Source organism: Escherichia sp. TW09308 (assembly GCF_000208565.1).
In the GTDB taxonomy this organism is placed as follows: domain Bacteria; phylum Pseudomonadota; class Gammaproteobacteria; order Enterobacterales; family Enterobacteriaceae; genus Escherichia; species Escherichia marmotae.
Map to the genome: position 1 here is coordinate 3,010,082 of NZ_AEME01000001.1, position 20,115 is coordinate 3,030,196.

Consider the following 20,115-nt stretch of genomic DNA (forward strand, 5'->3'; position numbering starts at 1 on the left):
ATCACTAAATAATTAAAATAAGCCGTTGTAAATAAAAACCCTACAGGAGGCACTATGCCTGAAAAAATGAGAGCAACCCGTAATATAATTTTAATGGCTACGCTTTTGGGTAGCGCACTATTCGCCAGGGCTGCGGAAAAAGAAATGACCATTGGCGCAATATATCTTGATACTCAGGGATATTACGCCGGTGTACGTCAGGGTGTTCAGGATGCGGCAAAAGATTCCTCAGTACAGGTACAGTTAATAGAAACCAACGCACAGGGGGATATTTCAAAAGAAAGTACTTTTGTTGATACCCTCGTGGCGCGTAATGTTGATGCCATTATTTTGTCGGCAGTGTCTGAAAATGGCAGTAGCCGCACCGTTCGACGCGCCAGTGAGGCGGGTATTCCAGTGATTTGCTACAACACCTGTATTAATCAGAAAGGGGTCGATAAATATGTCTCGGCGTATCTGGTGGGCGATCCTCTGGAATTCGGTAAAAAACTGGGTAATGCCGCCGCCGATTATTTTATTGCCAACAAAATTGAACAACCAAAAATTGCCGTCATAAATTGCGAAGCTTTTGAAGTTTGTGTGCAGCGGCGTAAAGGGTTTGAAGAAGTATTAAAAGCCCGTGTTCCCGGAGCGCAAATTGTCGCGAATCAGGAAGGTACTGTTTTAGATAAAGCGATTTCTGTCGGTGAAAAACTGATTATCTCCACGCCGGATCTCAACGCCATTATGGGGGAATCGGGCGGCGCGACACTCGGCGCAGTTAAAGCAGTACGTAATCAAAATCAGGCCGGGAAAATTGCCGTCTTTGGTTCAGATATGACGACTGAAATTGCCCAGGAACTGGAAAACAACCAGGTGCTGAAAGCGGTAGTGGATATTTCCGGTAAGAAAATGGGTAACGCTGTTTTTGCGCAAACATTGAAGGTTATCGATAAAAAAGCCGACGGTGAAAAAGTGATTCAGGTGCCTATCGATCTCTATACCAAAACGGAAGACGGTAAGCAGTGGCTGGCAACGCATATTGATGGTCTGCCCTAATAGCTGATTCGCAGAGGTCCCTATGTTCACGGCAACAGAGGCAGTCCCGGTAGCAAAAGTGGTGGCAGGAAATAAGCGTTATCCCGGCGTCGTTGCGCTGGATAACGTTAATTTCACGCTCAATAAAGGCGAAGTTCGCGCGCTGTTAGGTAAAAACGGCGCGGGCAAATCGACCCTCATTCGAATGCTCACCGGCAGCGAACGCCCGGACAGCGGCGATATCTGGATTGGCGAGACGCGGCTGGAAGGTGACGAAGCTACGCTGACTCGCCGTGCCGCTGAACTGGGGGTACGCGCGGTTTATCAGGAGTTAAGTCTGGTGGAGGGGCTGACGGTGGCGGAAAACCTCTGCCTTGGTCAATGGCCACGCCGCAACAGCATGATTGATTACCCGCAAATGGCGCAGGATGCCCAACGTTGCTTACAGGCGCTGGGTGTCGACGTTAGCCCTGAACAACTTGTATCGACGCTAAGTCCGGCGCAAAAGCAACTGGTGGAAATTGCGCGAGTGATGAAGGGCGAGCCGCGCGTGGTCATTCTTGATGAACCTACCAGTTCGCTTGCCAGTGCGGAAGTTGAACTGGTGATCAGCGCCGTGAAAAAGATGTCGGCACTGGGCGTGGCGGTGATTTATGTCAGCCACCGGATGGAAGAAATCCGCCGTATCGCTTCCTGCGCCACCGTCATGCGCGATGGTCAGGTGGCGGGCGATGTGATGCTCGAAAACACCTCCACCCGTCATATTGTGTCGCTGATGCTTGGACGCGATCACGTTGATATTGCGCCGGTTGCCGCCCAGGAAATTGCTGACCAGATCGTGCTGGATGTTCGTGCGTTACGCCACAGACCAAAACTTGCGGAGATCAATTTTTCACTGCGTCGTGGTGAAGTGCTCGGTATTGCTGGCCTGCTGGGAGCCGGGCGCAGTGAATTGCTGAAAGCGATTGTTGGACTGGAAGCGTTTGAGCAGGGCGAAATTGTTATCAACGGCGAGAAAATCACGCGCCCGGATTACGGCGACATGTTGAAACGCGGCATCGGCTATACCCCGGAAAATCGCAAAGAAGCGGGGATCATTCCCTGGCTGGGCGTTGACGAAAATACAGTGCTGACCAACCGGCAAAAAATCAGCGCTAACGGCGTGCTGCAATGGTCCACCATCCGCCGCCTGACCGAAGAGGTGATGCAACGGATGACAGTCAAGGCTGCCAGTAGCGAAACGCCGATTGGTACGCTTTCCGGCGGTAATCAGCAAAAAGTGGTGATCGGTCGTTGGGTCTATGCCGCCAGCCAGATTCTGTTGCTCGACGAGCCAACGCGCGGCGTCGATATCGAAGCCAAGCAGCAGATTTACCGTATTGTCCGCGAGCTGGCCGCAGAAGGAAAAAGCGTGGTGTTTATCTCCAGTGAAGTGGAGGAGTTGCCGCTGGTGTGCGACCGCATCCTGTTGTTACAGCACGGCACGTTCTCGCAGGAGTTTCACTCGCCGGTCAATGTGGATGAGCTGATGTCCGCCATTCTGTCTGTGCACTGATGAATTTTACCGAGGAACCTGAAGATGTCTGCTTCGTCATTACCATTGCCGCAGGGCAAGAGCGTCTCGCTCAAACAATTTGTCAGTCGCCACATTAATGAGATCGGTTTGCTGGTGGTGATAGCCATTTTGTATCTGGTCTTCTCCCTGAACGCACCAGGCTTTATCTCATTAAATAACCAAATGAACGTGCTACGCGATGCCGCCACCATCGGTATTGCCGCCTGGGCGATGACGCTGATTATTATCTCCGGTGAAATTGATGTCAGCGTTGGGCCAATGGTGGCTTTTGTCTCGGTGTGCCTGGCATTTTTACTGCAATTTGAGGTTCCTCTGGCGGTGGCGTGTTTGTTGGTGTTGCTGTTAGGCGCGCTGATGGGAACGCTCGCCGGGGTGTTACGTGGCGTGTTTAACGTGCCAAGTTTTGTGGCCACGCTGGGGTTGTGGAGCGCCCTGCGCGGTATGGGGCTGTTTATGACTAACGCCCTGCCTGTGCCGATTGACGAAAACGAGGTACTGGACTGGCTGGGTGGGCAATTTCTCGGCGTGCCGGTATCCGCGCTGATCATGATGGTGTTGTTTGCGCTGTTTGTGTTCATCAGCCGTAAAACTGCCTTCGGGCGTTCGGTTTTTGCTGTGGGCGGTAATGCCACGGCGGCGCAGTTGTGCGGGATTAACGTCCGGCGAGTACGCATTCTTATTTTTACCCTTTCAGGATTATTAGCGGCGGTGACCGGCATTTTACTGGCGGCGCGCCTCGGTTCTGGTAACGCAGGCGCGGCAAACGGTCTGGAGTTTGACGTGATCGCAGCCGTGGTAGTTGGTGGTACGGCGCTTTCCGGTGGTCGCGGCTCCCTGTTCGGTACGCTGCTTGGCGTTCTGGTCATTACGCTAATCGGTAACGGCCTGGTGCTGCTCGGAATTAACTCCTTTTTCCAGCAGGTGGTCCGCGGCGTCATCATCGTGGTGGCGGTACTGGCGAATATCTTGCTGACCCAGCGAAGCAGTAAAGCGAAACGCTAAATATTAACGCCCCTGGCGCGGGTGCGGCAGGGATGAAAATTAATCGTATTGTTAATGAGGGACTTATGAAAACGATGCTGGCAGCTTACTTACCAGGAAATTCGACCGTTGATCTACGGGAAGTTGCGGTGCCGACGCCGGGGATTAACCAGGTACTGATCAAAATGAAATCCTCCGGGATTTGCGGAAGCGATGTCCACTATATCTATCATCAACACCGCGCCACGGCGGCGGCGCCCGATAAACCGTTGTATCAGGGATTTATCAACGGTCATGAACCGTGCGGGCAGATTGTGGCGATGGGGCAAGGCTGTCGACATTTTAAAGAGGGCGATCGTGTGCTGGTGTATCACATTTCCGGCTGTGGTTTTTGCCAGAACTGTCGTCGTGGTTTTCCTATCTCCTGTACCGGTAAAGGAAAAGCGGCTTACGGCTGGCAGCGTGATGGCGGTCATGCCGAATATCTGCTGGCGGAAGAAAAAGATCTGATCCTCCTGCCAGACGCACTGAGCTACGAAGATGGAGCGTTTATCAGTTGCGGCGTTGGCACGGCGTATGAAGGGATTTTGCGCGGCGAAGTCTCCGGCAGCGATAACGTGCTGGTGGTCGGTCTGGGGCCGGTCGGGATGATGGCGATGATGCTGGCGAAAGGTCGCGGTGCGAAACGGATCATCGGCGTTGATATGTTGCCGGAACGTCTGGCGATGGCGAAACAGTTAGGTGTGATGGATCACGGTTATTTAGCAACCACTGAAGGTCTGCCGCAGATAATTGCCGAACTCACCCACGGCGGCGCGGATGTTGCGCTCGATTGTTCCGGTAATGCTGCGGGGCGCTTGCTGGCATTGCAATCCACCGCCGACTGGGGACGCGTGGTTTACATCGGGGAAACTGGAAAAGTGGAGTTCGAGGTCAGCGCCGATCTGATGCACCATCAACGGCGGATTATTGGCTCCTGGGTGACCAGCCTGTTCCATATGGAAAAATGCGCTCACGATCTGACGGACTGGAAACTGTGGCCGCGTAACGCCATTACCCACCGCTTCTCACTGGAACAGGCGGGTGAGGCGTATGCGCTGATGGCAAGTGGCAAATGTGGGAAAGTCGTGATTAATTTCCCGGATTAAGGAGTTAGCGGATGACCATCTATACCTTATTTCATGGGGCGCTAAAGCTGGATATCTCTGACCAGGGCGGAGTCATAGAAGGCTTCTGGCACGACACGACGGCGTTGCTACGTCCGGGTAAAAAAAACGGTGTGGCAACCGATGCCTCCTGTTTTCCGCTGGTGCCGTTTGCTAACCGGGTGAGCGGCAACCGCTTTGTCTGGCAAGGGCGTGAGTATCCGCTACATCCTAACGTTGAATGGGACGCGCATTATCTGCACGGCGATGGCTGGCTGGGCCAGTGGCAATGTGTAACGCGCAGCGATGATAGTTTATGTCTGGAGTATGAACATCGCGGTGGCGTTTATCATTATCGGGTAAGTCAGACGTTTCATTTAACGGCAGATGCGCTGACGGTCACGCTCTCTGTCACCAATGAAGGTGCAGAGACGCTGCCGTTTGGTACGGGCTGGCATCCTTATTTTCCGTTGTCGTCGCAAACGCGGATTCAGGCGCAGGCGAGCGGTTACTGGCTGGAGCGGGAACAGTGGCTGGCGGGGGCGTTTTGCGCGCAGTTACCGCTGGAGCTGGATTTCAATCAGCTCGCGCCGTTGCCGCGTCAGTGGGTGAACAATGGTTTTTCCGGATGGAATGGTCAGGCACGCATTGAGCAGCCACAGCAGGGTTACGTCATCACTATGGAAACGACGCCGCCCGCACCGTGTTATTTCATCTTTGTTTCGGACCCGACGTTTGATAAAGGGTATGCGTTTGATTTCTTCTGCCTGGAGCCGATGAGTCATGCGCCGGATGACCATCATCGTCCCGAAGGCGGAGATCTCATTGCGCTTGCACCGGGGGAGTCAACAACCTTAGAGATGTCGTTGCGGGTTGAGTTGCTGTAATTTATAAAATGCCGGATGCACAGGCCTACAATGGGTGCCGGAGCGGTAGGCCGGATAAGGCGTTCACGCCGCATCCGGCATGTTTTTAACGCCGATCGAGAGAAATCGCCCCCGGTCCGGTAATCGCCAGCAGCAAGAATGCGCCTGCAATACTGACATTTTTCCAGAAATTAATCATATTTGGCCCGACCGCATCCCCCGTCATATCCCAGTAATGATGGCCAATCACCGCTGTACCCAACGTGTAGAAAATAAACAGCACCGCCAGCGGACGAGTGAAAAAACCAAGCACGATTAATATCGCGGCAGGCACTTCCATAACTACCGCAATAATTGCCGCCAGCATCGGCATTGGCGCGCCCAGCGAGGCCATATATTGGACCGTACCGTCAAAGCCCATCATTTTGGGAAAACCAAAAATAATGAAAATTAAGATGATGGCAATACGGGCAATTAATAACAAAACGGGGCGGGCTGCGCCAAAATCAAAATAACGTAGTGTGTTCATAACCAATCCCTTTGCAAAAAGATGTGATTTAAACGTAATACACACTCTGGCACCTCGCCACGCCCCAGGCGTTGAGATATTCGCTAATTATCCTGGTTTGCTATAACGGCATAGCGCAGGTCGCTGACAATGCGCTTGCTGCTTCATGCCGGGAAGCTCGCTCGAATATTCTTATTTTCCAACTTGCAACAACATTCGATTAACTCCAGACTAACGCCTCCTGACGGGAGGGACTCATGGTTTTGCAATCCACGCGCTGGCTGGCGCTCGGTTATTTCACGTACTTTTTTAGCTACGGCATTTTTCTACCTTTCTGGAGCGTCTGGCTTGAGGGGATTGGCTTAACGCCAGAAACCATCGGTCTGTTGTTAGGGGCCGGTCTGGTTGCCCGTTTTCTCGGTAGTTTGATAATCGCGCCCCGCGTCAGCGATCCTTCTCGTCTGATTTCCGCGCTGCGGGTGCTGGCGTTGCTGACGCTGCTGTTTGCCGTTGCCTTCTGGGCTGGCGCGCATGTCGCGTGGCTGATGGTGGTAATGGTCGGTTTTAACCTCTTTTTCTCACCGCTGGTGCCGTTGACTGACGCGCTGGCGAATACCTGGCAAAAGCAGTTTCCGCTTGATTACGGCAAAGTGCGGCTGTGGGGCTCGGTGGCATTTGTCATTGGTTCGGCGCTGACGGGCAAACTGGTCACGGTGTTTGATTATCGGGTGATCCTCGCAATGTTGACGCTGGGCGTGGCATCCATGCTACTTGGTTTTCTCATTCGCCCGACCATTCAACCACAAGGGGTAAGCCGCCAGCAGGAGAGCACGGGATGGCCGGCCTGGCTGGCGCTGGTTCGCCAGAACTGGCGCTTTCTGGCTTGTGTTTGTCTATTGCAGGGAGCGCACGCGGCGTATTACGGTTTTAGCGCCATTTACTGGCAGGCAGCGGGTTACTCGGCTTCGGCGGTGGGCTATTTGTGGTCACTTGGGGTGGTGGCGGAAGTGATCATCTTTGCGCTGAGTAACAAACTTTTCCGTCGCTGTAGCGCTCGCGATATGTTGTTGATCTCAGCGATTTGCGGAGTGGCGCGTTGGAGCATTATGGGGGCAACCACTGAGTTACCGTGGTTGATATTGGTGCAGATCCTGCATTGCGGCACTTTTACCGTGTGCCACCTGGCCGCCATGCGCTATATCGCCGCTCGTCAGGGTAGTGAGGTGATCCGTTTGCAGGCGGTTTACTCTGCCGTCGCGATGGGCGGCAGTATCGCTATCATGACCGTCTTCGCCGGATTCTTGTATCAATATCTGGGGCACGGCGTGTTCTGGGTGATGGCATTGGTGGCGCTTCCGGCAATGTTTCTGCGCCCAAAAGTGGTTCCCTCATGCTGATTATTCCAGCATTTTACGGATCTGCTCCTGTTGGTGTGCGGTCAGGGTCTGATTCGTATGAATCAGCGGCGGCGAAAAGAGCGGTAACGGGATGGTATAAGGTGCAATAATCAGCACAGCGTTTCTCGGTGCGCCATTTCGTAAAAAGGCCTTCACCGATATATGTTTAATATTGAGCGGCAGTAGCGTAATTTCGCGCAATTGTTGCTCAATACTTGCTTCTCTTTCACTGTCATTGTCCGTCAGTAAAACAATCTGTTTTTCGTTAACTTCATTTGCTTGCATCAGCCATGCGCCGAAAATCACCGCCACCAGACCACTTTCCTCATCGGAAAAACGGACATTGTATTCACTTTCAAACCCGGCCAGCGCCGCGCGGGTTGTACGAACCAGGCGTGGGTAAAGTCGGCTGAACTCTTCTGGCAAGGTGTTATCAATACCGATGGCAAACAAACTGCGGCGTAATGCCTGAGCGAGATGAGTATAAAGCTGATCGCATAACCCCTGTTCATCATAGAAACGGACATTTCCCAGCTCACGAAAATGTTGTACCAGACGGACAATAGCCTGACGCAATTGCCGATCGCGCTGATGGGTATCCTGCAGCGGATTGGGAACCCGCAACATGGAAAAGAGCAATGCCATAAACAACGGTTCATCTGGTGGTACAGGCTGGCGCGCCCGGCGTTGCCAGTGGCGGCCAATTTCTTGTGCTATCTGAAATTCAAGGCAGGATTCAGCCCATCGACGTTGCTGTGGGTTAAATTGTGGCGTGATCCCGGCATGATGTTGTAGCAGGCAATATTGCAGATACAGGCATAGAAAATGAATATCACGAGCTTCAAAGCATTTTTGCAATCGTCGCGAACACAGATTAACTAAAGCTTGTAGGTTGGTATCGTCGTAAAAGTTGCGAGCAATCCCCCGACGCTTCAATTCTTCCTTTATGGCAGGGGCGAAACGACCGGAGATAAATGACGGGCATAAACGGAAACCGCGTCGTAGCCAGTGAAATAAACATAAACGTTGATTAAGTACTGTACCTTCAATCCGGTAGCTACCGTCATAACCAGTAGTGAGCGTGAGTTGATGATAGCGCAGGATCTCCCGTCCTGTTTCGCTGATATCAAAACTGGCAATATCATCATCCACACCATTAAGCTCGCTAAACGTTGCCGTGGTGGCGGTCAACCCCGGCTGAAATAGCGTTAACAAGATCTGGCAGCGGCGCTGGGGAGCAGAAAGGGCAGATGGTGGAGCAAGTGTAGACATCATCTGTTGATCTCCCATAAGCATAATTGATAAGGATAGCTAAAGTTTGCTTAGGGAAATGGTGAATGGAACGCTATTTATCAGAAATGCGGGCAGGCGTCACAGAATTTTTATCGATATAAACAGCAATGGCCAGTTGAATGCCATGTCTTAAGGTGATTTCATGCTGTTTTATCGGGTTTTAATCTTAAGGTTAATTCTACGGGCTCAACGTATTGAGGATAAAATCTACCGCTTGTTCGCGATAAACATCACCATGACGATCGGAAAAAGCGTCAATGTGTTCGCCATCGGGGATCAGAATCAGCCGTTTTGGCTCTTTCGCCAGAGCATATAACTTTTCACTGTGCTGCCAGGGGATAACGTGATCGGCTTTGCCGTGAATCAGTAAAAGCGGAATGGGGCTGACGCTGGCAATGTAATTTTCACCGCTGTAACTTTCATCAAGTAAGTAACCACTGCCGGGGAGCATCTGGTTGGCGATGGTTGAGTAAGAGGCAAATGTGGAGTCGAGGATCACCGCGCGGATGCCCTCACGATTGCCCTGACCAATAACATCAAGAATATTCGCACCGCCAATACTCTGACCAAACAGTACCAGTCGCTGCGGGTTTACATCACTGCGATGGCGCACCACGTTGATGGCGCTCAGTGTATCGTCCAGTAATCCGGCTTGCGAAGGCGTTCCTTTAGACTTACCAAACCCACGATAATCAAACATAAACACGTTGAAATTGCGTTCGGGTAACCAACTGACCAGTGGCCAATGTGCAGACATATTTCCGGCATTGCCATGAGCATGGATCACCGTAGCGATGGCGTTTTCAGCGGGGCCAGTCGATGACGGAATAAACCAGCCTTGCAGGCGTGTGCCATCTTCAGCGGTAAACTCTACGGATTCTGCTGACCAGGGGTCAGGGCCATAAATTTTGTCATCAGGATAATAGAAAAAATTGATAGCGACGCGCGGCACTAAATAAACGCAGACGGCAACAACAAAGAGAATAAACAGAATCTTGAAAACGCGCTTGTTTACTGGCAGGACCATAACCTTTCCTTGCGACTTTTTTGTAATCCATTAATCGGGGAAAGATGGTGGGAGAGCGGTGAGGGAAAGTAAAGCGGCGAGAAAGTATTTCGGAATAGCGCCTGAAAGGCGAGGGCGGGTGAGAGAAATCACCCGCCAGAGAAATTAACGCTTCAGTGCGTCGCTTAACTCGTCACGCATGTTTGACAGCATGGCTTTTACTACGCGTGGGTTACCCGCAACGATGTTACCGGTCAGTATGTAGTTATGACCACCAGTGAAGTCGCTGACGATACCACCAGCTTCACGAACCAGCAGTTCGCCTGCGGCGAAGTCCCACGGACGCAGACCGATTTCAAAGAAACCGTCAACGCGACCAGCAGCGACATAAGCCAGATCCAGTGCCGCAGAACCAGTACGACGGAAGTCAGCACATTCGTTGAACAGTTTGCCGACGATGTTAATGTAGGTGGTGGCGTACTGTTTTGCTTTGAACGGGAAGCCGGTCGCCAGAATAGTACCGTCGAGATCGCGAGCAGTGCTGCCACGCAGACGGTAGCCGTTCAGTTGTGCGCCCTGACCGCGAGTCGCGGTGAACAGTTCGTTACGCATAGGATCGTAAACCACAGCAACTTCGGTGCGGCCTTTGATGCGAACAGCGATAGATACCGCGAAATGCGGCAGACGTTTGATAAAGTTGGTGGTGCCATCCAGTGGATCGATAACCCATTGAACATCCTGATCAGTACCTTCAAGTTCACCGCTTTCTTCGGTGATGATGGTGTGCTGCGGGTAAGATTTACGAATCGTGTCGATAATCACCGCTTCGGCAGCTTTATCTACGTTGGTCACGAAATCGTTGCTGCCTTTCTGGCTCGCTTCTACAGCGTCCGGGGTTTCATAGTTTTTGGCAATTAAATTACCCGCCTTGCGCGCTGCGCGCACGGCGATGTTCAGCATCGGATGCATCGGTCTCTCTCACTGGATGTTAAAGAACGGGAAAACGGCGCAGAGTATAGCAGCGAGATCGGCATCTGTCTTCGTTTTATGATAAGATGCGCGAATAATCTTTAGACGAAGAAAGACAATGCTGCAAAATATTCGAATTGTGCTGGTGGAGACGTCACACACCGGCAATATGGGTTCTGTTGCCCGAGCCATGAAAACAATGGGATTAACCAATCTGTGGCTGGTTAATCCTCTGGTGAAACCTGACTCCCAGGCGATCGCGTTGGCAGCGGGAGCCAGTGATGTGATTGGTAATGCGCAGATTGTCGATACACTCGACGAAGCGTTGGCTGGTTGTAGCCTGGTCGTTGGCACCAGCGCGCGTTCCCGTACGCTGCCGTGGCCGATGCTCGACCCGCGCGAATGCGGTTTGAAAAGCGTCGCTGAAGCGGCAAACACGCCGGTGGCGCTGGTCTTTGGTCGCGAGCGCGTCGGCTTGACCAATGAAGAGCTGCAGAAATGCCATTATCATGTCGCGATTGCCGCGAACCCGGAATACAGCTCGCTGAACCTGGCGATGGCAGTACAGGTTATCGCCTATGAAGTGCGTATGGCCTGGCTGGCGACCCAGGAAAACGGCGAGCAGGTTGAGCATGCAGAGACGCCGTATCCGCTGGTGGATGATCTGGAACGTTTTTACGGTCATCTGGAGCAAACGTTGCTGGCAACCGGTTTTATTCGTGAAAACCATCCGGGGCAGGTGATGAATAAATTGCGTCGTCTGTTTACGCGTGCGCGTCCGGAAAGTCAGGAGTTAAATATCCTGCGTGGGATTCTGGCTTCTATTGAGCAGCAGAATAAAGGCAACAAGGCCGAATAACAGTCATTGCCTGATGCGACGCTTAACGCGTCTTATCAGGCTTACAAGTGCACGGAACCGTAGGTCGGATAAGGCGTTTACGCCGCATCCGACAGTCATTGCCTGATGCGACTCTTAACGCGTCTTATCAGGCTTACAAGTGCGCGGAACCGTAGGTCGGATAAGGCGTTTACGCCGCATCCGACAACAGGTACAAATGCCACGATAAGAAAATGGCACTGAAGGCTAAATACCTGACTAAATCAGTCAAGTAAATAGTTGACCAATTTACTCGGGAATGTCAGACTTGACCCTGCTATGCAATACCCCCACTTTTACAATAAAAAACCCCGGGCAGGGGCGAGTTTGAGGTGAAGTAAGACATGAGACTGACATCTAAAGGGCGCTATGCCGTGACCGCAATGCTGGACGTTGCGCTCAACTCCGAAGCAGGCCCGGTTCCGTTGGCTGATATTTCTGAACGTCAGGGAATTTCCCTTTCTTATCTGGAACAACTGTTTTCCCGTCTGCGTAAAAATGGTCTGGTTTCCAGCGTACGTGGACCTGGCGGTGGTTATCTGTTGGGCAAAGATGCCAGCAGCATCGCCGTTGGTGAAGTGATTAGCGCCGTTGACGAATCTGTAGATGCCACCCGTTGTCAGGGTAAAGGCGGCTGCCAGGGCGGCGATAAATGCCTGACCCACGCGCTGTGGCGTGATTTGAGCGACCGTCTCACCGGTTTTCTCAACAACATTACTTTAGGCGAACTGGTCAATAACCAGGAAGTGCTGGATGTGTCTGGTCGTCAACATACTCACGACGCGCCACGTACCCGCACACAAGACGCGATCGACGTTAAGTTACGCGCTTAATAAAAAGAATTCAGAGTCAGGCCGGAGTGTTTATCACTTCGTAAACACGGTCGTACATCCAGCCGGTAGCCTGATTCCTTGCATTGAGTGATGTACGGAGTTTATAGAGCAATGAAATTACCGATTTATCTCGATTACTCCGCAACCACGCCGGTGGACCCGCGTGTTGCCGAGAAAATGATGCAGTTTATGACGATGGACGGAACCTTTGGTAACCCGGCCTCCCGTTCTCACCGTTTCGGCTGGCAGGCTGAAGAAGCAGTAGATATCGCCCGTAATCAGATTGCCGATCTGGTCGGTGCTGACCCGCGTGAAATCGTCTTTACCTCTGGCGCCACCGAATCTGACAACCTGGCAATTAAAGGTGCAGCCAACTTTTATCAGAAAAAAGGCAAGCACATCATCACCAGCAAAACCGAACACAAAGCGGTACTGGACACCTGCCGTCAGCTTGAGCGTGAAGGTTTTGAAGTCACCTACCTGGCGCCGCAGCGTAACGGAATTATCGATCTGAAAGAACTCGAAGCGGCGATGCGTGATGACACCATCCTCGTTTCTATCATGCACGTGAATAACGAAATCGGCGTGGTACAGGATATTGCGGCTATCGGTGAAATGTGCCGTGCCCGTGGCATTATCTATCACGTTGATGCAACCCAGAGCGTGGGTAAACTGCCTATCGACCTGAGCCAGTTGAAAGTTGACCTGATGTCTTTCTCCGGTCACAAAATCTACGGTCCGAAAGGTATTGGCGCGCTGTATGTGCGTCGTAAACCACGCGTGCGCATTGAAGCGCAAATGCACGGCGGCGGTCACGAGCGCGGTATGCGTTCCGGTACACTGCCGGTTCACCAGATCGTGGGTATGGGCGAAGCCTATCGCATCGCAAAAGAAGAGATGGCGACCGAGATGGAACGTCTGCGCGGCCTGCGTAACCGTCTGTGGAACGGCATCAAAGATATCGAAGAAGTTTACCTGAACGGTGACCTGGAACACGGTGCGCCGAACATTCTCAACGTCAGCTTTAACTACGTTGAAGGTGAGTCGCTGATTATGGCGCTGAAAGACCTCGCGGTTTCTTCAGGTTCCGCCTGTACGTCGGCAAGTCTCGAACCGTCCTACGTGCTGCGCGCGCTGGGGCTGAACGACGAGCTGGCACATAGCTCTATCCGTTTCTCTTTAGGTCGTTTTACTACTGAAGAAGAGATCGACTACACCATCGAGTTAGTTCGTAAATCCATCGGTCGTCTGCGTGACCTTTCTCCGCTGTGGGAAATGTACAAGCAGGGCGTGGATCTGAACAGCATCGAATGGGCTCATCATTAATCGGTATCGGAATCAGGAGAATTTATAATGGCTTACAGCGAAAAAGTTATCGACCATTACGAGAATCCGCGTAACGTGGGTTCCTTCGACAACAACGACGAAAACGTGGGCAGCGGCATGGTGGGTGCACCAGCCTGTGGCGACGTGATGAAGTTGCAGATTAAAGTCAACGATGAAGGTATCATTGAAGACGCGCGTTTTAAAACTTACGGCTGCGGTTCCGCTATCGCTTCCAGTTCTCTGGTGACCGAATGGGTGAAAGGGAAATCTCTCGACGAAGCACAGGCGATCAAAAACACCGATATTGCTGAAGAACTTGAACTGCCACCGGTGAAAATTCACTGTTCTATTCTGGCAGAAGACGCGATCAAAGCCGCCATTGCGGACTATAAAAGCAAACGTGAAGCAAAATAAGAGTTGAGGTTTGGTTATGTCGATTACACTGAGCGACAGTGCAGCAGCGCGAGTAAATACCTTTCTGGCTAACCGCGGTAAAGGGTTTGGCCTGCGTCTGGGTGTGAGAACCTCTGGGTGTTCAGGTATGGCGTATGTACTGGAATTTGTTGACGAACCGACGCCGGAAGACATCGTGTTTGAAGACAAAGGCGTGAAAGTCGTGGTCGATGGCAAAAGCCTGCAATTTCTGGACGGTACGCAACTGGACTTCGTAAAAGAAGGCCTGAACGAAGGGTTTAAATTCACCAACCCGAACGTAAAAGATGAATGTGGTTGCGGCGAAAGCTTCCACGTCTGATGCGCATACCGATAACCCCACCGTGGTCGCCTGCGCGTGGGGTTTGTTTTACCTGATTCGCCGTCATTGCGGCGGATCGCAGCCCTGAGAATGTTATGGATTACTTCACCCTCTTTGGCTTGCCTGCCCGTTATCAACTCGATACCCAGGCATTGAGCCTGCGTTTTCAGGATCTACAACGTCAGTATCATCCTGATAAATTCGCCAGCGGAAGCCAGGCGGAACAACTCGCCGCCGTCCAGCAATCCGCAACCATTAACCAGGCATGGCAAACGCTGCGTCATCCATTGATGCGGGCAGAATACCTGCTTTCGCTGCACGGTTTTGATCTTGCCAGCGAGCAGCATACAGTGCGCGACACCGCGTTCCTGATGGAACAACTGGAGCTGCGCGAGGAGCTGGACGAGATCGAACAGGCGAAAGACGAAGCGCGGCTGGAAAGCTTTATCAAACGCGTCAAAAAGATGTTTGATACCCGCCATCAGTTGATGGTTGAACAGTTAGACAACGAGGCGTGGGACGCGGCGGCGGATACCGTGCGTAAGCTGCGTTTTCTCGATAAACTGCGAAGCAGTGCCGAACAACTCGAAGAAAAACTGCTCGATTTTTAATTTCTGGAAGCTAAACATGGCCTTATTACAAATTAGTGAACCTGGTTTGAGTGCTGCGCCGCATCAGCGTCGTCTGGCGGCCGGTATTGACCTGGGCACAACCAACTCGCTGGTGGCGACAGTACGCAGCGGTCAGGCCGAAACGTTAGCCGACCATGAAGGCCGTCACCTGCTGCCGTCTGTTGTTCACTATCAACAGCAAGGGCATTCGGTGGGGTATGACGCGCGTACTAATGCAGCGCTTGACACAGCCAACACCATTAGTTCTGTTAAACGCCTGATGGGGCGCTCGCTGGCTGATATCCAGCAACGCTATCCGCATCTGCCTTATCAATTCCAGGCCAGCGAGAATGGTCTGCCGATGATTGAAACGGCGGCGGGACTGCTGAACCCGGTGCGCGTTTCTGCGGACATCCTCAAAGCACTGGCAGCACGGGCAACTGAAGCCCTGGCAGGCGAGCTGGATGGTGTGGTTATCACCGTTCCGGCGTACTTTGACGATGCCCAGCGTCAGGGCACCAAAGACGCAGCGCGTCTGGCTGGCCTGCATGTCCTGCGCTTGCTCAACGAACCGACCGCTGCGGCTATCGCCTACGGGCTGGATTCCGGTCAGGAAGGTGTGATTGCCGTTTATGACCTCGGCGGCGGGACTTTTGATATTTCCATTCTACGTTTAAGTCGCGGCGTGTTTGAAGTGCTGGCGACCGGCGGTGATTCTGCGCTCGGTGGTGATGACTTCGACCATCTGCTGGCGGATTACATTCGCGAGCAGGCGGGCATTCCTGACCGTAGCGATAACCGCGTTCAGCGTGAACTGCTGGATGCCGCCATTGCGGCCAAAATCGCTCTGAGCGATGCCGATTCCGTGACTGTTAATGTTGCGGGCTGGCAGGGCGAAATCAGCCGTCAACAATTCAACGAACTGATCGCACCACTGGTTAAACGAAACCTTACTGGCCTGTCGTCGCGCGCTGAAAGACGCGGGCGTTGAGGCTGATGAAATTCTGGAAGTGGTGATGGTTGGCGGTTCTACCCGTGTGCCGTTGGTGCGTGAACGGGTGGGCGAATTTTTCGGTCGTCCGCCACTGACCTCCATCGACCCGGATAAAGTTGTCGCCATTGGCGCGGCGATTCAGGCTGATATTCTGGTGGGTAACAAGCCGGACAGTGAAATGCTGCTGCTCGACGTGATCCCCCTGTCGCTGGGCCTTGAGACTATGGGCGGCCTGGTGGAGAAAGTGATCCCACGTAATACCACCATTCCGGTGGCCCGCGCCCAGGATTTCACCACCTTTAAAGATGGTCAGACGGCAATGTCTATCCATGTTATGCAGGGTGAGCGTGAACTGGTGCAGGATTGCCGCTCGTTGGCACGTTTTGCGCTGCGTGGGATCCCGGCGTTACCGGCTGGCGGTGCGCATATTCGCGTAACGTTCCAGGTCGATGCCGACGGTCTTTTAAGTGTGACGGCGATGGAGAAATCCACCGGCGTTGAGGCGTCTATTCAGGTCAAACCTTCTTATGGTCTGACCGACAGCGAAATCGCCTCAATGATTAAAGACTCAATGAGCTATGCCGAGCAGGACGTAAAAGCCCGTATGCTGGCTGAACAAAAAGTCGAAGCGGCGCGCGTACTGGAAAGTCTGAACGGCGCGCTGGCTGCGGATGCCGCGCTGTTAAGCACCGCAGAACGTCAGGTCATCGACGATGCCGCTGCTCACCTGAGTGAAGTAGCGCAGGGCGATGATGTTGACGCCATCGAACAAGCGATTAAAAACGTAGACAAACAAACCCAGGATTTCGCCGCTCGCCGCATGGACCAGTCGGTTCGTCGTGCGCTGAAAGGCCATTCCGTGGACGAGGTTTAATATGCCAAAGATTGTTATTTTGCCTCATCAGGATCTCTGCCCTGATGGTGCTGTTCTGGAAGCTAAGAGCGGTGAAACCATTCTCGACGCTGCGCTGCGTAACGGCATCGAGATTGAACACGCCTGTGAAAAATCCTGCGCTTGCACCACCTGCCACTGTATCGTTCGTGAAGGTTTTGACTCGTTGCCGGAAAGCTCTGAGCAGGAAGACGACATGCTGGACAAAGCCTGGGGGCTGGAGCCGGAAAGCCGTTTAAGCTGCCAGGCGCGCGTCACCGATGAAGATTTAGTGGTCGAAATTCCGCGTTACACTATCAACCATGCGCGTGAGCATTAACAGAGGTTAGTATGGGACTTAAGTGGACCGATAGCCGCGAAATTGGCGAAGCACTGTACGATGCGTATCCCGATCTCGACCCGAAAACGGTTCGATTCACCGATATGCATCAGTGGATTTGCGATCTGGAAGATTTCGACGACGACCCGCAGGCATCTAACGAGAAAATCCTCGAAGCGATTTTGTTAGTCTGGCTGGACGAAGCTGAGTGAATAAACGGGCTGCCTGGGGGTAGCCCGTTTTGCTGTTAAACAAATAAGGATAACTAAAATGACAGAAGCGATGAAAATTACCCTTTCTTCCCAACCTGCTGATGCGCGTTGGGGAGAAAAAGCGACTTACAGCATTAATAATGATGGCATTACCCTGCACCTGACCGGGGCTGACGATTTGGGGCTGATCCAGCGTGCGGCGCGCAAGATTGACGGTCTGGGCATTAAGCATGTTCAGTTAAGCGGTGAAGGCTGGGATGTGGATCGTTGCTGGGCGTTCTGGCAGGGTTACAAAGCGCCTAAAGGTACGCGTAAAGTCGAGTGGCCGGAGTTGGACGATGCACAACGCCAGGAACTGGATAACCGCCTGATGATCATCGACTGGGTGCGTGACACCATCAACGCACCGGCTGAAGAACTGGGGCCATCACAACTGGCGCAGCGTGCTGTTGATCTGATCAGCAACGTTGCGGGCGATCGTGTGACTTACCGGATCACTAAAGGCGAAGATCTGCGCGAGCAGGGTTATATGGGGCTGCACACCGTTGGACGCGGATCAGAACGTTCCCCGGTATTGCTGGCGCTGGACTATAACCCAACGGGCGATAAAGAAGCGCCGGTATACGCTTGCCTGGTAGGCAAAGGCATCACCTTTGATTCCGGCGGTTACAGTATCAAACAGACCGCGTTTATGGACTCGATGAAGTCCGATATGGGCGGTGCTGCAACGGTTACCGGAGCGCTGGCATTTGCTATTACGCGCGGTCTGAATAAACGCGTGAAACTGTTCCTCTGCTGTGCGGATAACCTGATCAGCGGCAACGCGTTCAAACTGGGCGATATCATCACCTATCGCAACGGTAAAAAAGTCGAAGTGATGAACACCGATGCGGAAGGGCGACTGGTGCTGGCAGATGGCCTGATTGATGCCAGCGCGCAGAAACCGGAACTGATTATTGATGCTGCGACCCTGACCGGAGCGGCGAAAACCGCGCTGGGTAATGATTATCACGCACTGTTCAGTTTTGACGATGCGCTGGCAGGGCGTTTGCTGACGAGTGCCGCGCAGGAGAATGAACCATTCTGGCGTCTGCCACTGGCGGAGTTCCATCGTAACCAGTTACCGTCAAACTTTGCCGAACTTAACAATACCGGAAGCGCGGCTTATCCGGCAGGGGCGAGTACGGCTGCGGGCTTCCTGTCGCACTTTGTTGAGAACTATCAGCAAGGTTGGCTGCACATTGACTGCTCAGCGACTTACCGTAAAGCGCCGGTTGAGCAGTGGTCTGCGGGCGCGACCGGGCTGGGTGTGCGCACGATTGCCAATCTGTTAACTGCGTAATCTTTTATGCCGGATGCGGTTCAAGCCACATCCGGTTTTTTTATCAGACCGTTGGCAAAGTGCATTTGTTCATGCTGGATGCGGCGTAAACGCCTTATCCAGCCTACAAAGTATTGCAAATTCAACAAATTGCGATTCACTTGTAGGCCTGATAAGCGTAGCGCATCAGGCACTTACGCCCAGAACGTTGAATGAATTGTGGTTCTTATGTCCGAAACAAAAAATGAACTTGAAGACCTGCTGGAAAAAGCAGCAACCGAACCGGCACACCGTCCGGCCTTTTTCCGTACTCTACTGGAATCCACTGTCTGGGTGCCGGGTACAGCGGCGCAGGGCGAGGCAGTAGCTGAAGATAGTGCACTTGATTTACAGCACTGGGAAAAAGAAGATGGCACCAGCGTCATTCCTTTTTTCACCTCGTTAGAAGCACTTCAACAGGCGGTTGAAGACGAACAAGCATTTGTCGTGATGCCCGTTCGCACGCTGTTTGAGATGACCCTTGGTGAAACGCTCTTCCTTAATGCAAAACTGCCCACCGGCAAAGAGTTTATGCCGCGTGAAATCAGTTTGCTGATCGGTGAAGAGGGAAACCCACTGAGCAGTCAGGAAGTGCTGGAAGGTGGCGAGTCGCTGATATTATCGGAAGTCGCAGAGCCGCCAGCACAAATGATTGATTCGCTCACCACCTTATTTAAAACCATTAAGCCGGTGAAGCGCGCTTTTATTTGTTCAATTAAAGAAAGCGAAGAGGCACAACCTAATTTGCTTATTGGTATTGAAGCAGATGGCGATATCGAAGAAATTATTCAGGCGGCGGGAAGCGTGGCGACCGATACGTTACCGGGCGATGAACCTATCGATATTTGTCAGGTGAAAAAAGGGGAAAAAGGAATTAGCCACTTTATTACCGAACATATTGCGCCATTCTATGAACGTCGCTGGGGTGGATTCCTGCGTGATTTTAAACAGAATCGGATAATATAAAATATGCCGCCCCAAAGGGCGGCATTCGGGCTTACTTGCTGCACTGAAGGTTGTTAGCCACCAGTAAATTATTACCAGAGAAACTCCGGTTATTATTTACCTGGGAAAACAGCGCACCAGAAACAATAAGTACGATACAAAAGCACCGTATCTTCATTGTGCGATCCATGCGAAGACCGCATCACGACAGCACCACTGGCGATATTGCCGCGA

At 52.5% G+C, this 20,115-nt stretch carries 21 protein-coding genes and 1 pseudogene; 17 read left to right on the plus strand and 5 right to left on the minus strand.

All coding sequences use genetic code 11. The features are described 5' to 3' along the window. The first annotated feature begins 54 nt into the window (after window positions 1-54). The 5 genes from ESM_RS0114280 to ESM_RS0114300 are packed head-to-tail and all read left to right on the plus strand — an operon-like array spanning window position 55 to window position 5,606. Window positions 55-1,038: a substrate-binding domain-containing protein gene (locus tag ESM_RS0114280; RefSeq protein ID WP_001114285.1), complete on the plus strand. Its 984-nt coding sequence runs from the start codon at window positions 55-57 to the stop codon at window positions 1,036-1,038. 22 nt (window positions 1,039-1,060) lie between these two features. Then, window positions 1,061-2,572: a sugar ABC transporter ATP-binding protein gene (locus ESM_RS0114285; RefSeq protein ID WP_000493501.1), complete on the plus strand. Its 1,512-nt coding sequence runs from the start codon at window positions 1,061-1,063 to the stop codon at window positions 2,570-2,572. Between the two features lie 24 nt (window positions 2,573-2,596). Then, entirely contained in the window at window positions 2,597-3,595 is a 999-nt protein-coding gene (locus ESM_RS0114290) for an ABC transporter permease (protein ID WP_001276671.1), read from the plus strand. A gap of 32 nt (window positions 3,596-3,627) precedes the next feature. Next, entirely contained in the window at window positions 3,628-4,722 is a 1,095-nt protein-coding gene (locus tag ESM_RS0114295) for a zinc-dependent alcohol dehydrogenase family protein (RefSeq protein ID WP_000700840.1), read from the plus strand. An 11-nt stretch (window positions 4,723-4,733) separates the two neighbouring features. Further along, on the plus strand, window positions 4,734-5,606 hold the full coding sequence (locus tag ESM_RS0114300; RefSeq protein WP_000158492.1) for an aldose 1-epimerase: 873 nt from the start codon (window positions 4,734-4,736) through the stop codon (window positions 5,604-5,606). An 85-nt stretch (window positions 5,607-5,691) separates the two neighbouring features. Here the strand turns inward: ESM_RS0114300 and ESM_RS0114305 are convergent, their stop codons facing one another. Continuing rightward, complete coding sequence (locus ESM_RS0114305; protein ID WP_001094718.1) at window positions 5,692-6,114, minus strand: DoxX family protein; 423 nt, start codon at window positions 6,112-6,114, stop codon at window positions 5,692-5,694. 236 nt (window positions 6,115-6,350) lie between these two features. On the opposite strand from ESM_RS0114305, the gene ESM_RS0114310 reads away from it, so the two are divergent. Beyond that, window positions 6,351-7,490, plus strand: coding sequence for a 3-phenylpropionate MFS transporter (locus ESM_RS0114310; RefSeq protein WP_000244163.1), 1,140 nt, complete (start codon window positions 6,351-6,353; stop codon window positions 7,488-7,490). Here the strand turns inward: ESM_RS0114310 and csiE are convergent, their stop codons facing one another. The 3 genes from csiE to suhB form a co-directional block, all read right to left on the minus strand. Next, window positions 7,491-8,765, minus strand: coding sequence for a stationary phase inducible protein CsiE (gene csiE, locus ESM_RS0114315; RefSeq protein WP_000987934.1), 1,275 nt, complete (start codon window positions 8,763-8,765; stop codon window positions 7,491-7,493). A gap of 196 nt (window positions 8,766-8,961) precedes the next feature. Beyond that, window positions 8,962-9,810 carry an alpha/beta hydrolase gene (locus ESM_RS0114320; RefSeq protein ID WP_000244029.1) on the minus strand — a complete coding sequence of 283 codons (849 nt, stop codon included), beginning with the start codon at window positions 9,808-9,810 and terminating at the stop codon, window positions 8,962-8,964. A 144-nt stretch (window positions 9,811-9,954) separates the two neighbouring features. After that, entirely contained in the window at window positions 9,955-10,758 is an 804-nt protein-coding gene (gene suhB / locus ESM_RS0114325) for an inositol-1-monophosphatase (protein WP_000553448.1), read from the minus strand. 118 nt (window positions 10,759-10,876) lie between these two features. On the opposite strand from suhB, the gene trmJ reads away from it, so the two are divergent. The 11 genes and pseudogenes from trmJ (at window position 10,877) to sseB (ending at window position 19,902) form a co-directional block, all read left to right on the plus strand. Continuing rightward, entirely contained in the window at window positions 10,877-11,617 is a 741-nt protein-coding gene (trmJ, locus tag ESM_RS0114330) for a tRNA (cytosine(32)/uridine(32)-2'-O)-methyltransferase TrmJ (RefSeq protein WP_000940037.1), read from the plus strand. Window positions 11,618-11,979: 362 nt separating this feature from the next. Then, window positions 11,980-12,468, plus strand: coding sequence for a Fe-S cluster assembly transcriptional regulator IscR (iscR, locus tag ESM_RS0114335; RefSeq protein ID WP_001241357.1), 489 nt, complete (start codon window positions 11,980-11,982; stop codon window positions 12,466-12,468). A gap of 111 nt (window positions 12,469-12,579) precedes the next feature. Further along, entirely contained in the window at window positions 12,580-13,794 is a 1,215-nt protein-coding gene (iscS, locus tag ESM_RS0114340) for a cysteine desulfurase (protein ID WP_001295373.1), read from the plus strand. A 27-nt stretch (window positions 13,795-13,821) separates the two neighbouring features. Continuing rightward, on the plus strand, window positions 13,822-14,208 hold the full coding sequence (iscU, locus tag ESM_RS0114345) for a Fe-S cluster assembly scaffold IscU (protein ID WP_000331707.1): 387 nt from the start codon (window positions 13,822-13,824) through the stop codon (window positions 14,206-14,208). A gap of 16 nt (window positions 14,209-14,224) precedes the next feature. Then, window positions 14,225-14,548: an iron-sulfur cluster assembly protein IscA gene (gene iscA / locus ESM_RS0114350; RefSeq protein ID WP_000028953.1), complete on the plus strand. Its 324-nt coding sequence runs from the start codon at window positions 14,225-14,227 to the stop codon at window positions 14,546-14,548. A gap of 95 nt (window positions 14,549-14,643) precedes the next feature. After that, window positions 14,644-15,159: a co-chaperone HscB gene (gene hscB, locus ESM_RS0114355; protein ID WP_000384411.1), complete on the plus strand. Its 516-nt coding sequence runs from the start codon at window positions 14,644-14,646 to the stop codon at window positions 15,157-15,159. A gap of 16 nt (window positions 15,160-15,175) precedes the next feature. Continuing rightward, window positions 15,176-17,027: pseudogene (gene hscA, locus ESM_RS01000000124975) on the plus strand (Fe-S protein assembly chaperone HscA). 1 nt (window position 17,028) lies between these two features. Continuing rightward, window positions 17,029-17,364, plus strand: coding sequence for an ISC system 2Fe-2S type ferredoxin (fdx, locus tag ESM_RS0114365; protein ID WP_001124467.1), 336 nt, complete (start codon window positions 17,029-17,031; stop codon window positions 17,362-17,364). Window positions 17,365-17,375: 11 nt separating this feature from the next. Then, window positions 17,376-17,576, plus strand: coding sequence for a Fe-S cluster assembly protein IscX (gene iscX, locus ESM_RS0114370; RefSeq protein ID WP_000523616.1), 201 nt, complete (start codon window positions 17,376-17,378; stop codon window positions 17,574-17,576). A gap of 58 nt (window positions 17,577-17,634) precedes the next feature. Next, window positions 17,635-18,918, plus strand: a complete 1,284-nt coding sequence (gene pepB / locus ESM_RS0114375; RefSeq protein WP_000133530.1) for an aminopeptidase PepB — start codon at window positions 17,635-17,637, stop codon at window positions 18,916-18,918. A gap of 207 nt (window positions 18,919-19,125) precedes the next feature. Continuing rightward, complete coding sequence (gene sseB, locus ESM_RS0114380; RefSeq protein WP_010378943.1) at window positions 19,126-19,902, plus strand: enhanced serine sensitivity protein SseB; 777 nt, start codon at window positions 19,126-19,128, stop codon at window positions 19,900-19,902. Between the two features lie 31 nt (window positions 19,903-19,933). Here the strand turns inward: sseB and timP are convergent, their stop codons facing one another. After that, window positions 19,934-20,059, minus strand: a complete 126-nt coding sequence (gene timP / locus ESM_RS1000000129410) for a small toxic inner membrane protein TimP (RefSeq protein WP_242664687.1) — start codon at window positions 20,057-20,059, stop codon at window positions 19,934-19,936. Window positions 20,060-20,115: the final 56 nt, after the last annotated feature.

Coding starts and splice junctions, on each gene's coding strand:
- ESM_RS0114280 (WP_001114285.1), top strand. CDS start 55: ATGCCTGAAAAAATGAGAGCAACCCGTAATATAATTTTAATGGCTACG.
- ESM_RS0114285 (WP_000493501.1), top strand. CDS start 1,061: ATGTTCACGGCAACAGAGGCAGTCCCGGTAGCAAAAGTGGTGGCAGGA.
- ESM_RS0114290 (WP_001276671.1), top strand. CDS start 2,597: ATGTCTGCTTCGTCATTACCATTGCCGCAGGGCAAGAGCGTCTCGCTC.
- ESM_RS0114295 (WP_000700840.1), top strand. CDS start 3,628: ATGAAAATTAATCGTATTGTTAATGAGGGACTTATGAAAACGATGCTG.
- ESM_RS0114300 (WP_000158492.1), top strand. CDS start 4,734: ATGACCATCTATACCTTATTTCATGGGGCGCTAAAGCTGGATATCTCT.
- ESM_RS0114305 (WP_001094718.1), bottom strand. CDS start 6,114: ATGAACACACTACGTTATTTTGATTTTGGCGCAGCCCGCCCCGTTTTG.
- ESM_RS0114310 (WP_000244163.1), top strand. CDS start 6,351: ATGGTTTTGCAATCCACGCGCTGGCTGGCGCTCGGTTATTTCACGTAC.
- csiE (WP_000987934.1), bottom strand. CDS start 8,765: ATGATGTCTACACTTGCTCCACCATCTGCCCTTTCTGCTCCCCAGCGC.
- ESM_RS0114320 (WP_000244029.1), bottom strand. CDS start 9,810: ATGGTCCTGCCAGTAAACAAGCGCGTTTTCAAGATTCTGTTTATTCTC.
- suhB (WP_000553448.1), bottom strand. CDS start 10,758: ATGCATCCGATGCTGAACATCGCCGTGCGCGCAGCGCGCAAGGCGGGT.
- trmJ (WP_000940037.1), top strand. CDS start 10,877: ATGCTGCAAAATATTCGAATTGTGCTGGTGGAGACGTCACACACCGGC.
- iscR (WP_001241357.1), top strand. CDS start 11,980: ATGAGACTGACATCTAAAGGGCGCTATGCCGTGACCGCAATGCTGGAC.
- iscS (WP_001295373.1), top strand. CDS start 12,580: ATGAAATTACCGATTTATCTCGATTACTCCGCAACCACGCCGGTGGAC.
- iscU (WP_000331707.1), top strand. CDS start 13,822: ATGGCTTACAGCGAAAAAGTTATCGACCATTACGAGAATCCGCGTAAC.
- iscA (WP_000028953.1), top strand. CDS start 14,225: ATGTCGATTACACTGAGCGACAGTGCAGCAGCGCGAGTAAATACCTTT.
- hscB (WP_000384411.1), top strand. CDS start 14,644: ATGGATTACTTCACCCTCTTTGGCTTGCCTGCCCGTTATCAACTCGAT.
- fdx (WP_001124467.1), top strand. CDS start 17,029: ATGCCAAAGATTGTTATTTTGCCTCATCAGGATCTCTGCCCTGATGGT.
- iscX (WP_000523616.1), top strand. CDS start 17,376: ATGGGACTTAAGTGGACCGATAGCCGCGAAATTGGCGAAGCACTGTAC.
- pepB (WP_000133530.1), top strand. CDS start 17,635: ATGACAGAAGCGATGAAAATTACCCTTTCTTCCCAACCTGCTGATGCG.
- sseB (WP_010378943.1), top strand. CDS start 19,126: ATGTCCGAAACAAAAAATGAACTTGAAGACCTGCTGGAAAAAGCAGCA.
- timP (WP_242664687.1), bottom strand. CDS start 20,059: ATGAAGATACGGTGCTTTTGTATCGTACTTATTGTTTCTGGTGCGCTG.